The following is a 14,048-nucleotide window of genomic DNA, read 5'->3' on the forward strand; positions in this document are numbered from 1 at the left end:
AATCTTCTTTGTACAACAGACTGTTAGATATAGCAAAAACGGCCTTTCAAAAACAGTTAACTTCTAAATCAACTGTTTTTTGAAAGGTCGTTTCATCAGATTCTTATAGCAATCCAGCAAATAATCTCATAAATAATTGTCCCAGTCGCAAATATGCACTTCGTCCGGTTTGATATTGGTCTGTCACATCACGACATTCTCCCATCGTTCTTATCAGATCATTTTTTATTTCCACAACTGCCTGACAATCTGCCATAAAACAGCCGTTTTCAAAATGGTGATATAAACTTCGATAATCCAAATTAATTGTTCCACAAGTTGCCATACAGTCATCTGCCACACTCATTTTTGCATGACAGAAACCAGGAGTCCACTCATAAACACGAACACCATGTTTAACTAATCCATGATAAAAAGAACGAGTTACATTATAAATGAATTTTTTATCAGGGATACCAGGTGTGATAATTCTTACGTCTACCCCTCGCTTAGCAGCCAGACATAACGCATGCGTCATTTCATCTGTTATGATTAGATATGGAGTCATAAACCAACAATATTTTTCAGCTTTATTTATCATACTGATATAAACTTCTTCTCCGACCTGCTCATTATCCATAGGACTGTCTGCATAAGGCTTAAAAAAAACTGTTATAAAATAACAGTTTTTTGATCTTTTTCGGGTCCTTTTTGAGTCCTAAAATGAATTTTCCGGGTCCTGATTCGGGTCTTTTTTAGACATGTCTATAACAATCTGTATCAACCTATATCAGTCATTTTCCTTTTATTTAAAGCTTTATCTTGAGTTAACAAGATTGATAAAAGCCTTATATTAATTCATTACTTTATTCTATTTTAGTAAAGCTTAGCTCCTGCAGGAATCTTGTCATCAACCATCAATAAGTTCAAGCATTCATGACCATCTTCTTCATGAACAGCTGAGATCAACATACCTTCAGAATTAATACCCATCATTTTTCTTGGTGGTAAGTTTACAATCGCAATTGCAGTCTTTCCAACCAATTCTTCTGGTTCATAATATTCGTGAATTCCGCTTAAAATAACGCGATCTTTACGTTGGCCATCATCCAAAGTGAACTTTAATAGCTTCTTAGATTTTTCTACAGCTTCACAAGCTAAGATCTTAACAGCACGGAAATCCGACTTACTGAATGTTTCAAAATCTACCATATCTGTGAAGATTGGTTCGATTTTTACATTCGAGAAATCAACCTTTACAGGTGCAGCTTCCACTAGTTTTTTAGCTTTTGCTTTCTTGTTTGAATCCCCCAAGTTCTTCATGTGAGGGAATAATAATACTTCACGAATTGTTCTTTGATCTGTCAATAACATTACGAAACGATCAATTCCAAGTCCTACACCACCAGTTGGAGGAAGACCATATTCCAATGCTTCTACATAATCTGTATCCACTTCGTTGGCTTCATCATCACCTAATTCACGAAGTTCTAATTGTTTTTCGAAACGTTCTCTTTGATCAATTGGATCATTTAATTCAGAGAATGCGTTCGCATATTCATGTCCACAAATGAACAATTCATAACGATCCGCAAATCTAGGATCCTTCGTATTCTTCTTAGCTAATGGAGAAATGGATGTTGGGTGACCATATACAAATGTTGGTTGTACAATAGTTTCTTCAACATATTTTTCGAAGAATAAGTTGATAATGTGTCCAACTGTATTTTGAATCTTTTCAACTTCGATATCATGTTCCTCAGCTAATTTCAAAGCTTCTTCATAACTCATATCTTGCCAGAAGTCTACACCACAAGCTTCTTTGATCGCATCCACCATGTGAATACGTTTAAAAGGAGCCTTTAATGATAATTTTGTTCCTTGATATGTAATATCTGTAGTACCCAATACTTCATTTGCAACAGAATCAAATAAACCTTCAATCAAGTCCATCATTCCGTGTAAATCACTATAGGCAACATACGCTTCTACTGTAGTAAATTCAGGGTTATGCATCGCATCCATACCTTCATTACGGAATAAACGTCCAATTTCATAAACACCTTCTAAACCACCAACGATCAAGCGCTTTAATGGTAATTCAGTCGCAATACGCAAATAGAAGTCCATATTTAATGTGTTGTGGTGCGTTACGAAAGGTCTAGCACTTGCACCACCTAAGATTGGTTGCATAACTGGAGTTTCAACTTCCACTAAACCTTGACCATCCAAATAATGTTGGATTGCACGAATAATTTTTGGTCGAGTTAAGGCAATTCTTTTTGCCTCTGGATTCATGATCAAGTCTACATAACGACGACGGAAACGCTCTTCAACATCTGTCAAACCATGGAATTTTTCTGGTAAAGGACGAAGTGATTTTGAAAGGTGTGTATAGTTTTTAGCACGAACAGACAATTGTCCATGATCTGTCTTCATGACAGTACCTTCAATACCTACGATATCTCCAATGTCATTTTTCTTGAAGATTTCATATTGATCATCACCAATTTCATCTTTACGAACATAAATCTGAATTTGACCTTCACGATCCTGGATGTTCATAAAACCAGCCTTACCCTGACGACGCTTCGTCATGATACGACCTGCAATCTTAACTGTTACTTGTAATTCATCTAATTCTTCTTTTGTCTTGTCTCCATAAGATGAAGTAATAATACCCGAATTTGAAGTACGATCATAGCGAGATCCAAATGGATCAATACCCATGTCAATCAAATCTTGCATCTTTTGACGACGAACTTGTTCTTGTTGCGTTAACTTTTCCATTGTTTTCTCCTTTTTCTTTTATCCATAAAAAAAGGCACTTGCCACAAAGGGACGAAGTGCTCGTGTTACCACCCTAATTTACCAAACAAATCACTTTGCCCAGCCTTAGTCACTGTCTATAAACAGCTCTTCCTTTAATGCAGGAAATACAAATAGCTCCAAGTCTTTATTCCCAATTAGTCCTACACTTTTTTTCACCAACCAAAAGCTCTCTAAAGTATTTCTAAAAGGTACTCGCCCTCTTCATTGCCTTTTTATACGCTCTTATCCTACTAGACAATACACAATTTGTCAATTTAAGATTTATCCATATATCGAATATTTAATTCTTTAATACAGTTTTTAAATAAAACATCGATCTTGGCATAATATGTTTCTACATCCGGTTCGAAATCATGAGAAATCCAATACTTTAAAAAGTATAATAAATCATTCGCATAATAATCCACTAAAAAATCTACTGTGAACCTTGAATCCATACCAGTCACATCTAAATAAGAAAATACATTTCTAAATATTTCTTTAAACACATTACTCATTAAATCTTCAAAACCATTCTGTCCTGTGATTCTGTAACAAGACTTAAAAAAATCACGATTATCACTTACAGTCTGAAAGATGTGTTTTATAATTTGAGGATTTGATTCATGCTCCATTCCTTTATAAAACATACGATGAATCAAGTATTCTAAAGCCTCATACTTATCCATAAAATGATTATAGAAAGTTCCACGAATAACACCTGTTTTATCGCAAATCTGTTTGATTGTGATCTTTTCGAAAGGCTTTTGTTGCATCAAAATATACAATCCCTCACTCAGAAGATCTTTCATCGTCACCTTTTCATTAAATGTCATGAAATCACCTCTACAATCGAATTAATCTAAAAATTAACGATAAACTCATAAATAAGTATACGATTCCGCAAAGAAAATAATAAGCCTTTTGATATCCGGCCCCATTATAATATCCAATATAAAAATGAATCATATAGCCAGCAAGTACAATTAAAAATAAGACTAAAGACTCCATCAAATAAGGAAGATTCATATAATAACAGCCAACTCCAACAAAGAAACAGTCCAGTCCTCCAATAAGAGCCAATTTAATAATTTTTTTTGTATCAAACTCTTGTAGTCTTTCCACAAACTTTCCACGCTTAAAACTATAGATGACCATTCCATTTCCAAGAATCAAAAAGACAAATATCGCAACATATTTATTCAATATTGCCCAAGGACGTCCAAAAATATATGTGGACATTCCATGTCCTAATAAAAATATACCCGAACTGCATAGCGCAAAAATCAATCCATAAACTAATACTTTTGAGAAGCGAATATTACGAATTGAAGCCCCCTGTTCTAGTGCACATACAAATACGTCTAAACTCAGACAAATACTCAAAATTCCAAATATCAACATAACAATCCACCTTCACTAACCTTATTGTATACGAACTTGGATTATTTTAAAAATCACGATGAACATATTTCATTAAATGTATTTATGCACTACAATAAACTTATGAAAAACATCATTGACCACATCAAAGAATACGGAAATTTAACCCTTGAAGAATACCCATTTAATAATGTGGACTCTTTGATTCTCTCACAAATCTCCTATATTAAATTTGAAAACTCCACTATTGATGTTGAATCCGAAGTCCATTTATTAAATGAATTTGAAAATGAGATTGATACTTTATGCATTGATACCCGAGTACCCGAATTAAATGAAGAATTATTTGTTCAATGCATACACTCCCTTCGTTATGAATCCATTACCATTTCTCATCTACAAACCAATTTTGACAAAGACAACGAAAAACAATTCTGTGCTATGACTTTTCATTTGCCCAACCAAACAGACTACATTGCCTTTCGCGGTACAGACGCAAGTTTTGTGGGATGGAAAGAAGATTTTAATCTATGTTTTCAAGAAAATATTCCCAGTCAAATTTCTGCATTAAACTATGTAAACAACTATAAGACAAAACACAAACTCATCTTAGGAGGACACTCCAAAGGAGCTAACTTAGCACTTTATGCCACTATCCATACACACAATCCAATTTATTGTACATACAACCATGATGGGCCTGGATTTCTTACACCTTATCAAACTGATAAGAAAGTATTCAAGACCATACCACAATCGAGTGTTATTGGACTCTTACTTGAAGAAACAAATAATTATCAAATCATCCAAAGTGATGCCATATCCATCCTTCAACATGATCCATTTACGTGGTGCGTTGAAAATGGTGACTTTATTTATCTAGAACAAAATGATCAACTATCCAAACATACACAATCCACACTATCAAAATGGCTTAAATCCATTGATATCAATACTCGCAAACAAGTTATTGATACCATTTACTCTATCTTTTCAGATTATGAAAACCCAAAAGATTTAAGGAAGAATATCGATATGGTTGAGATGGTCAAATCCATTCAAAATATGGATAGTCAAACGAAGAAAATGATTAGTGGAACCATTCAAGTCTTATTCAAATGCATTCAAAACGAAGTCAAGCGAGGAAACTAAATTCCTCGCTTAAATAATATATAACTATAGATACACGGAATAATAGTCGCTACAAGAATCACAACAATGCCCATTGTCACATAACCAAGTAATCCAAGTACTATATATAAGATTCCAGCAATGACCATACAATAGCCACCTACACGATTTGACAACACCCAGTTTTCATCGCTATTCAAAGACCACGAAGTTTTAATTCCAACCGCATAATTTCGCTTTACCTTTGGCAAATAATTACCGAGTATAATCAATAAAATGCCAACTAAAATATTCATCACAAAACTAACATCAAAAGAATACCCCAAGCCAAAATAAATAATTGTCATACTTGTCACAATACAAACAACTGGACAAATCATAAATAGAATATTCATCATAAAATCTGGAATATTATTTCGCTTTGGATCTTTTACCGTCACAAAACAAGAAAATACATGAATTGCCAAGCACAAAAACAACATACCAAATAAACCCATAAACTTAGGCATTGTACCATCAACTTGTCCATTTACATCAAAATGGGTTGGCACAACATCTGGTAATTGATTATAGAAAACTAGATTCAATACGAATGGAACCACAAACAAAGCTAAACTAAATTGAAACCATTTATTTTTCAACATCTTCATTCCCTCCTAAAAAAGACTTAAAATAACACAACATCTCCTCAAAAACAGATGCGTTGATTTGATAAAAGATAAAATTTTTATCCTTCTCTTCACAAATCAAACCTGCATCCTTTAATAAGGATAAATGATAAGAAACAGTTGCCTGAGACATATCAAAATGACTTGCGATATCTCCAGCTGACATCTTGCCTTTTTTTAATAAACTCAAAATGTCTCTTCTGACTGGAGCACCTAAAGCTTTAAACGTTTTTTCAAACAAAACACCACCTCCTATTTAGAAATATTTCTAAATAGATTATACATCGTTTCTTGATAATTTCAACTATATTTAGAAAATTTTCTAAATAGATAATAAAAAGAATCAGGAAGATTATTCTCCCTGATACGTTGTATATTTTTGATATTCCTTTGTCGTTTCTTCATCAAAACAATACAAACTGATTTTCATTGTATAATCACTATTTGCATCCAACCAATCCGCAATTGTCTTTAATGCTAATGGCACTGCCTTTTCTACAGGATAGCCATAGACTCCACATGAAATACATGGAAATGCGATTGTATGAATATCATACTTACGAGCTAAACTCAAACTATTCCAATAACAATCCCTCAACATATGCTCATCTTCATGTTTTGCCGAATACATCGGACCCACAGTATGAATCACATACTTTACCTTTAAATCATACCCTTTAGTAATCTTGGCCTGTCCTGTATGACAACCATTTAATAGCTTACACTCTTCAAGTAACATGGGGCCGGCCGCTCTATGAATAGCGCCATCTACACCGCCGCCACCTAAAAGCGATTCATTGGCTGCATTGACAATACAATCTCCATCAAAAGTAGTGATATCTCCTTTTACTACTTTGATTTCACTCTCTAGATTCTTATTGTCTAAAATCATTTCAATTAAAACTTTTGGTAAAAAATACGAATCTTTCCAAGGATTTAATACAACTCCACTTACACCTTGTGTATCATGCACCATATTTAAAACAACCATCACACTTTGATTTAATGTTTCTGTATCCTGCCCCAAATCCACTTGAGCCTGTGTAGTAAAAGCTACAAATACATCTTGACCATCATCTAAAGATAATCTTCGATAGACTTTTTCACCCTCGACATCGCCGACAGGAATAATAAATTGTTTTTGTTCTTTTGCCAGTTTACGAATATGCGAAAGAACCTCCATATTTTTTTCACGAGTCCCCTCTTGATATAATTCTTGAATCAATGTTTCTAATCTTTCCATACCTATTTCCTTACTACAAATGTCAAACTAAAAGGAAAAGCCCCAATCACATCTTGATAAATAGAGTCATCAATAAAGAATCCCTCTTTCATTGCACTTTCCTTTAATAGCGAATCTAACGAAATAAATTCTTCTTCGCTAATTTTAAAATCATTAAAACAATACCCATCATTAAAGCGTTGATAGTTAAATACTTCATCCATTAAATCCCAAGTACTTACTTCACTACCATCTTCTAATGTATCCATATAGTTTAATAATTCATTTACGATTTCTTGTTGTCTTTCTTGTACCATAAAAATCACCTACACTTATTCTAACACAAAATGAAAAAGAGGCATGGCCTCTTAATCAATTTCTAAATATTCTTTGATTCTTTGAATCTGATTTAAACCATCCAAATATCCCATGTAGTAAAGATCAGCGAGTTTATCCACATCCCTCTCTACACGCGATACATTCACTGGCTTGCTTGGGGCAACCGTAAAGATTCTTCCCTCATTTTCAAGTCTTGATAATTCATCACACTGGCTATTGTATTCACTATTCATCGATTCCAACTTCTGTTCTAAAACTGGATATTCAGCATACAATCTTTTTGTCATTTTTTGAACGAAAGGATTCGCTTCACTCTTTCGATACTCTCTTTGACGTGTACGAACCACAATGATTTTCTCATAATCATGATCCAACGCCCATTGATACGCTATCTTATCGCTGCAGCCACCATCTAAATATAAACCATCTTCAATTTCAACCATCTTTGAAACATAAGGCATGGTTGCACTGGCTTGTACAGCTTTAAAAATATCCTGCGTTTTATTCTTACTAAAATATTCGGGCCTTCCCGTTTTACAATTTGTACATACCGCAATAAAATCACGCGTTGGATTCATAAAACGAGGTGTATTTAATGGATCAAAATATTGAGTTCCTTTCATCAAAAAATCAAATCCAATAATTCCTTTGTTGTTTTTAAAAGCTTCTAAACCAACATATCGAGAATCATGACGATACCCTAAATTAATTCTAGCACTACGACCAATTTGACCAGCCACATAGTTAAATCCATTCAAAGCCCCTGCACTTGTACCAACTGTACACTGCATATTGATTTCAAACTGCATTAAAGCATCTAATACCCCTGATGTATATAATCCTCGAAAAGCTCCGCCTTCAAGGACGATACATCCAGGTACAATTTTATTTGAAGTATTTCCATTTGGAAGTTTGGATATTCCCGAAAAACGCTTATTATTCTTCTTCATAACATCCCTCCTTCTTAGCTGAAAATTCTATACTCATTTTTTTAATTTGTCTACTTTTTTTGTTCATTCCAAAGTTTGTCAGCCATTGGCTTCCAGTTTTTTGCATATGGAACCGTCTTTTCCAATAAGTGATCCACATCTTCTGGGGATTCATAATCTGTATTGACTGCTTTACTTTGTTTCACCAATTCTTGAATACGACCAGCGTTTTCTAACATTGGACAAGGTCTTAACATATTTTCATTAAATGGTTGATTATCATGATAAGCCTGGAATAATGGAGATCTAAGTGCATCGAGTAATGTTGTATTGTGAATGTTACAGTTCGAATAATGAATGAATACACATGGTTCTACATCGCCCTTGGCATTGATATGAAGATATCTTCTACCTCCAGCAATACATCCACCCACATATTGCGCATCATTTTGAAAATCCATAGTGAAAATTGGTTTTTCACTTCTGAACTTACGAATCTGATGATAAACATACGCTCTTTGTTCTGGTGTTGGAAGCAATTCTTTCACAGCCTCATTTCCTACTGGCATATAGTGGAAGAACCAGCAGAATAAAGCACCTGAATCAATCATTAAATCAAAGAATTCATCACTTGCGATATCTTTATAGTTTACACTTGTATAACAAGTACTAATTCCAAAAGGCAATTTGTGTTTCTTTAATAATTCCATGGAACGTTTTACATTTTCATAACAGCCTTCACCACGTCTAGAATCATTCGCTGTTTCGAAACCTTCCAAACTAATGGCTGGAACAAAGTTTTTAACTCGCAACATATCCTGACAGAATTCTTCATCAATCAATGTTCCGTTTGTGAAAGATAAGAAAGCACAATCTGGATGCATTTCACAAATCTTAATCACATCCTTTTTACGTGTTAAAGGTTCTCCACCCGTATAAATGTACATGTAAGTACCTAATTCTTTTCCTTGACGAATAATCGAATCAATATCATCTAAAGATAAATTTAATTGATGTCCATATTCAGCAGCCCAACATCCTGTACAATGTAAGTTACATGCAGATGTTGGATCTAATAATACAGCCCAAGGGATATTACAATTATATTTTTGTGCCAACTCCTCTTGTTTTGTACTACCATTTAGTGATGCATTAAAAATAAAGTTTTTAAATACAGCCTGACGAACGCCTGCATTCAAATCATAAAGCTTCATGATATAGTCATACCAAACACCTTTTTCATCGATTTGTTCACGAATCACTTTACGCTGTGAACCATACCAACCTTCAGGCATAACCTTATCTACTAAATTCATTAATTTAGGAATATTTGTTTCTGGATCCTTATCCAAATACTTCAAAGCTTGACTCATTCCAAACTTTTGAACACTACTCTGTAAAGAACTAAAATTCATAACTCTTCCTCCGGTTTCATTTATAATTTTATTCTAGTTCTTTAAAAATGGGTTTTTAATAGACAAATTTTCAAATGTGTAAATATTTATGAGCTATGGTCATTATTTTTATACCATTTTGAGATATATGCCATATATGGTTTATATATTTATGAACCACGGTCATTTGTTGTAAAAAAGAAGATGTTTTCACACCTTCTTAGATTTCATTGGCAGCCTTATATCCTGTACGAATAGCACTTGCGATATCTGCTGTTCTTTCACCACTGCAGTCACCTACATAAGTAAATGGAACAGTTAACTTACTATCATCAAATACATTCCTTTTAGAACCTAATGCATTTACAATTGTATCCGCTGTAATTTCAACATTTATTTCAGCTTTTGTATTCACTACATAGATGACATTATCTTTAATTTCACTAACACGTGTATTCACAAATTTTTGAACATTGTGTTCTTTAAAATCAGCTTCCATCAATGGTAATACAGTTTCAGATTCTTGTGCTGCAATCTTATCCATCATTTCAACGATTGAAACTTCTATCCCTTTACTTGCCAAATATTCAGCCGTTTAAGCACCTACTAAACCTCCACCTAAGACAACACATTTACCAGATACTTCTTGACCATTCAAGATATCCCAGCTGGATACAACATTTGAATTTTCTACCGACATAAGAAGATCCATATTGTGAGCACCAATGGCCAAGATCACATGATCAAATCCATTCAATTCATCCATTGTTGGTTCATGGTTTAATTGAATATCTACTTTATCGGACAAGAATTTTTCATAGTATTGAACAGAACGTAAGATTTCATCTTTCTTGGTGGAACTGAAGCAATATTGATTTGTCCACCTAAACGATTTGATTTTTCAATACAGTCACTGTATGTCCTCGTTTATAAGCTACACGAGCCGCTTCTAATCCGGCAAGACTAGCACCTACGATTGCGATATTCTTAGTTTCTGTACATGGTTGAATGAAGATTGTTTCTTCATCTCCATTTTCGGCATTTAAAACACAACTTAAGTAACGACGAGATTGGATGGCATCTACACAACCTTTATTACAGTTCAAGCATTCACGAATGCATTCACCATTTTCCACTTTATTGGCAATATCTGGATCTGTTAATAAACTTCTTCCATATCCAATGATATCTGCCGTACCATCTTCAAGAATCTTTTCACCAGCTTCAACACTGACAACACGACCCACCGTTGCAACAGGACAAGAAACAACGGATTTCACTTTTTCACAAGCACCTAAAATCCAGTTATAAGGAACAGCACCCATAGGAGGGATTGTATCGCCCCTGTTTTCCTGTGTGGTTAGCTTGAGCCACTTGAATCATATCAATTCCTGCTGCATCTAACATTTTTGCGAATTCAACCGCTTCATCTTCCAATAAATCACCTTTACCACGTAAAGATCCATCTGGATTAACTGTAATAATTGGAAGTTTATATTCGACCATCATTGATGGAGCCGCTTCTTTAATTGCTCGTAAAACTTCTAATGCAAACGCGTACGATTTTCTAAGCTACCACCATAATTATCTGTACGATTATTTAATAATGTTGAACATAATGAACCTATAAACGGTCACCATGAATTTCAATCGCATCAATACCTGCTTTTTGCGCTTTTCTAGCACATTGGGCAATACTATTTTTAATAGCTATTAATTGTTCAGCAATTGCTTCCGTCACAAAGTGCTGCATATCATGATGTAATTTTGCGTATGCACCCTTTGTCAATTCGTCACAGATTTTTTGTTGCTTTTAGCCTCTTCTAAATTATTGGCAGCCTTCGCTTTTACAGCCAATTAACCAGCAATACCAGCTTCCACAATCATTTTTCCTACGCCTTGAACATCATATTCTGGATGGAACAATTGTAAAGCTACTTTACAATCGTGTTCATGTAAGGCATCAGCTAATTTTTTATACATTTCAATTTGCGATTCATCATATAGTTTTGGTGTAGGATTTGCAGTACGAACAGGAGCCACATCGCCAATAACGATATAAAAATATCCCCCTTGTGCAAGTCTTGTATGGAAAGCTAATGAACGAGGCTCAATCAATCCGACTCTTTCTTCACATCCTGTTGTCAAAGGGGGAAACATAATTCTATTTTTAAAAGTTAAGTTACCAACTTGAATTGGTTATAATAATTCACTTATCATAATTTCTGCTAGATATTTTTAGCAATTTCATGCGCATTTGTGATCGCATCTTTTAAAGTTCCCACTTTTTCACAATCCCCAATATAGTGTACATTTTCAGCTTCCACTTCCACTTTCTTAGGTGCATATCCTACAGCAAAAATTAAAGTATCCGCTTCTGTAATTTTGTGTTCAACACCCTCTTTTACGTAAGTAATAGATTCTTCATCCACATTTGTTACTTGTGCATTCAATTCGATGCGAACACCTTTCTGCATCAATCTTTGAGTCAATCTAGATTTTGCAGCTCCACCTTCACCAGGCATTAAGTTATTTGTCATTTCTAATAATGTAATTTTACGATTCATTGGGAATAAGTCATTGATTAATGGTGCTAAATAATCCGCTGTTTCACATCCAACACTTCCACCACCTAATACAACAATATTACGTCCTGGATATTTCTTTCCAGATAATACATCGTCTGCAGTCATACAATTTTTGAATACTTTGAATGGTGGAATTTCTTTGGGTGTAGCTCCACTTGAACATACGATTTCGTAATCTTTAAATTCATTTTCAAGCCTTTCTTTTGTGACTTCTGTATTTAAACGAATTTCAATACCTTCATGATCTAATCGACGAATCATAAATTTAATAACTTTACACAATTCTTGTTTCGCGATTGGAACAGCCGCAAGTCTTAATTGACCGCCAAGTTCATTCGATTTTTCACAAAGAACAACTTCGTGTCCACGTTTTTTGGCAACATATGCTGCTTCCATACCAGCAGGACCACCACCAATAACTAAAACTTTTTTCTTAGTTTCTGCAGGTGCAATCGTATCATCTTCCACGCTTGGATTTACTGTACATCCAATACGTTTACCCATCATGATTCCTGTTAAACAACGTCCACATCCAATACATGGACGAATATCGTCTACTTTACCTTCGAATGCTTTATTTGCGAATTCACTGTCACATAAGTTTGGACGTCCAATCATACACATATCACATTTTCCGTTTGCGATTAGTTCTTCAGCCATCCAAGGTTCGTTAATACGAGCAACTGTAGCGACTGGGATATTTACATGCTTTTTAATTTCTTCACTTGAGTGAGCGTGAGGTGCAGCACTTGTACCAGGAGCTGGCATACTTGATCCACGTTTGATTGTATTACCACCAGATACGTGAATAAAGTCAACTCCAGCTTTTTCTAATTGTTTACAAACATAGATCTGATCATTTAATGTCAATCCACCTTCACTATATTCATCACCACTAATACGAACATCGATAATGAAGTCATCTCCACAATACTTGCGAACAGATGCAATAACTTCTAAACATAAGCGTAAACGTCCATCAAGACTTCCACCATATTCGTCCGCACGTTTATTATATAAAGGTGTTAAGAAACCACCTAATAATCCATGAGCATGCGCACATTGAATTTCAACACCATCACCACCGGCAATCTGTACACGGTGAGCCGCTTGACCAAATTGATCAACAATTGTGTGTAATTCTTCAATGGTTGCTGGTCTTGGTGCACTTTGTGCATAATAAGGTCCTACACAACTTGGTGCAATTAATTGAGGTGTTCCTGGTACTGGGAATGCCATATAAGCTGGGTGGAACAATTGTGCTAAGATTTTAGTTCCATATTGGTGTACGCCATCCACCAATTTTTTCCATCCTGGAATAAAACTGTCATCATAAATTGACATATCTCCTGGAAGATATACATAAGTTGGTTCTACAGTTACAACTTCAGTAACGATAAGTCCAACTCCACCTTTTGCACGTGCAGAATAGTGTGCTACTAAATCATCTGTAACATATCCTTTATCGGCCATATTTGTTGAAATAGGTGGCATAAAAATACGGTTTTTTACTGTTGTCTTTCCAATTTCAATTGGTTCAAATAAATGTGGAAAATTATTCATTTTATAAACTCCTCCTCATAGATTCTTGTTATTTTACTCAC

General features: G+C 34.6%; 17 protein-coding genes, 1 pseudogene and 1 other annotated feature. Of the genes and pseudogenes, 1 reads left to right on the forward strand and 17 read right to left on the reverse strand.

Annotated elements, in window-relative coordinates:
* Nucleotides 1-103: 103 nt before the first annotated feature.
* From H8911_RS00205 to H8911_RS00220, 4 genes and pseudogenes are all read right to left on the reverse strand, one after another.
* A pseudogene (locus H8911_RS00205) lies at nt 104-652 on the reverse strand (phospholipase D-like domain-containing protein); the annotation flags it as partial.
* Nucleotides 653-855: 203 nt separating this feature from the next.
* A complete protein-coding gene (gene lysS, locus H8911_RS00210; protein ID WP_186998301.1) occupies nt 856-2,769 on the reverse strand; it encodes a lysine--tRNA ligase in 1,914 nt (637 codons plus the stop codon).
* A 44-nt stretch (nt 2,770-2,813) separates the two neighbouring features.
* Nucleotides 2,814-3,025 (reverse strand) — a binding site (T-box leader).
* A gap of 40 nt (nt 3,026-3,065) precedes the next feature.
* Nucleotides 3,066-3,626 (reverse strand): TetR/AcrR family transcriptional regulator C-terminal domain-containing protein, encoded by a 561-nt coding sequence (locus tag H8911_RS00215; RefSeq protein WP_117923978.1) that lies wholly within the window; start codon nt 3,624-3,626, stop codon nt 3,066-3,068.
* Between the two features lie 10 nt (nt 3,627-3,636).
* Complete coding sequence (locus H8911_RS00220; RefSeq protein ID WP_186998302.1) at nt 3,637-4,194, reverse strand: manganese efflux pump; 558 nt, start codon at nt 4,192-4,194, stop codon at nt 3,637-3,639.
* Between the two features lie 102 nt (nt 4,195-4,296).
* Here H8911_RS00220 and H8911_RS00225 point away from each other — a divergent pair, with 102 nt between their 5' ends.
* Nucleotides 4,297-5,325 (forward strand): Mbeg1-like protein, encoded by a 1,029-nt coding sequence (locus H8911_RS00225; RefSeq protein WP_186998303.1) that lies wholly within the window; start codon nt 4,297-4,299, stop codon nt 5,323-5,325.
* Here the strand turns inward: H8911_RS00225 and H8911_RS00230 are convergent.
* From H8911_RS00230 to H8911_RS00295, 13 genes are all read right to left on the reverse strand, one after another.
* Nucleotides 5,322-5,948 carry an SdpI family protein gene (locus H8911_RS00230; RefSeq protein WP_244975735.1) on the reverse strand — a complete coding sequence of 209 codons (627 nt, stop codon included), beginning with the start codon at nt 5,946-5,948 and terminating at the stop codon, nt 5,322-5,324. The two genes, H8911_RS00225 and H8911_RS00230, sit on opposite strands and share 4 nt — an antisense overlap.
* On the reverse strand, nt 5,935-6,213 hold the full coding sequence (locus tag H8911_RS00235) for an autorepressor SdpR family transcription factor (RefSeq protein WP_186998305.1): 279 nt from the start codon (nt 6,211-6,213) through the stop codon (nt 5,935-5,937). The genes H8911_RS00230 and H8911_RS00235 overlap by 14 nt, the downstream gene beginning before the upstream one ends.
* A 111-nt stretch (nt 6,214-6,324) precedes the next feature.
* Entirely contained in the window at nt 6,325-7,215 is an 891-nt protein-coding gene (locus tag H8911_RS00240) for an O-acetyl-ADP-ribose deacetylase (protein WP_186998306.1), read from the reverse strand.
* Nucleotides 7,216-7,217: 2 nt separating this feature from the next.
* Complete coding sequence (locus tag H8911_RS00245) at nt 7,218-7,511, reverse strand: hypothetical protein (RefSeq protein ID WP_117923966.1); 294 nt, start codon at nt 7,509-7,511, stop codon at nt 7,218-7,220.
* A gap of 51 nt (nt 7,512-7,562) precedes the next feature.
* The gene (locus H8911_RS00250) at nt 7,563-8,483 is read right to left on the reverse strand and encodes a patatin-like phospholipase family protein (RefSeq protein ID WP_186998307.1); all 921 of its coding nucleotides are present in this window, start codon (nt 8,481-8,483) and stop codon (nt 7,563-7,565) included.
* A gap of 50 nt (nt 8,484-8,533) precedes the next feature.
* A complete protein-coding gene (locus H8911_RS00255; protein WP_117923962.1) occupies nt 8,534-9,877 on the reverse strand; it encodes a radical SAM/SPASM domain-containing protein in 1,344 nt (447 codons plus the stop codon).
* Between the two features lie 199 nt (nt 9,878-10,076).
* Nucleotides 10,077-10,439: an FAD-dependent oxidoreductase gene (locus H8911_RS00260; protein WP_186998308.1), complete on the reverse strand. Its 363-nt coding sequence runs from the start codon at nt 10,437-10,439 to the stop codon at nt 10,077-10,079.
* A gap of 12 nt (nt 10,440-10,451) precedes the next feature.
* Entirely contained in the window at nt 10,452-10,664 is a 213-nt protein-coding gene (locus H8911_RS00265) for a hypothetical protein (protein ID WP_186998309.1), read from the reverse strand.
* 76 nt (nt 10,665-10,740) lie between these two features.
* Complete coding sequence (locus H8911_RS00270; RefSeq protein ID WP_186998310.1) at nt 10,741-11,181, reverse strand: oxidoreductase; 441 nt, start codon at nt 11,179-11,181, stop codon at nt 10,741-10,743.
* Nucleotides 11,162-11,365, reverse strand: a complete 204-nt coding sequence (locus tag H8911_RS00275; RefSeq protein WP_186998311.1) for a hypothetical protein — start codon at nt 11,363-11,365, stop codon at nt 11,162-11,164. The genes H8911_RS00270 and H8911_RS00275 overlap by 20 nt, the downstream gene beginning before the upstream one ends.
* Nucleotides 11,366-11,480: 115 nt before the next feature.
* Nucleotides 11,481-11,645, reverse strand: coding sequence for a hypothetical protein (locus H8911_RS00285; protein WP_186998312.1), 165 nt, complete (start codon nt 11,643-11,645; stop codon nt 11,481-11,483).
* Between the two features lie 68 nt (nt 11,646-11,713).
* Nucleotides 11,714-12,016: an oxidoreductase gene (locus tag H8911_RS00290; protein WP_255466235.1), complete on the reverse strand. Its 303-nt coding sequence runs from the start codon at nt 12,014-12,016 to the stop codon at nt 11,714-11,716.
* Nucleotides 12,017-12,084: 68 nt separating this feature from the next.
* Nucleotides 12,085-14,007 carry an oxidoreductase gene (locus H8911_RS00295; RefSeq protein ID WP_186998313.1) on the reverse strand — a complete coding sequence of 641 codons (1,923 nt, stop codon included), beginning with the start codon at nt 14,005-14,007 and terminating at the stop codon, nt 12,085-12,087.
* Between the last annotated feature and the right edge of the window lie 41 nt (nt 14,008-14,048).

It is taken from the genome of Holdemanella hominis (assembly GCF_014306155.1).
GTDB classification, from domain to species: domain Bacteria; phylum Bacillota_I; class Bacilli_A; order Erysipelotrichales; family Erysipelotrichaceae; genus Holdemanella; species Holdemanella hominis.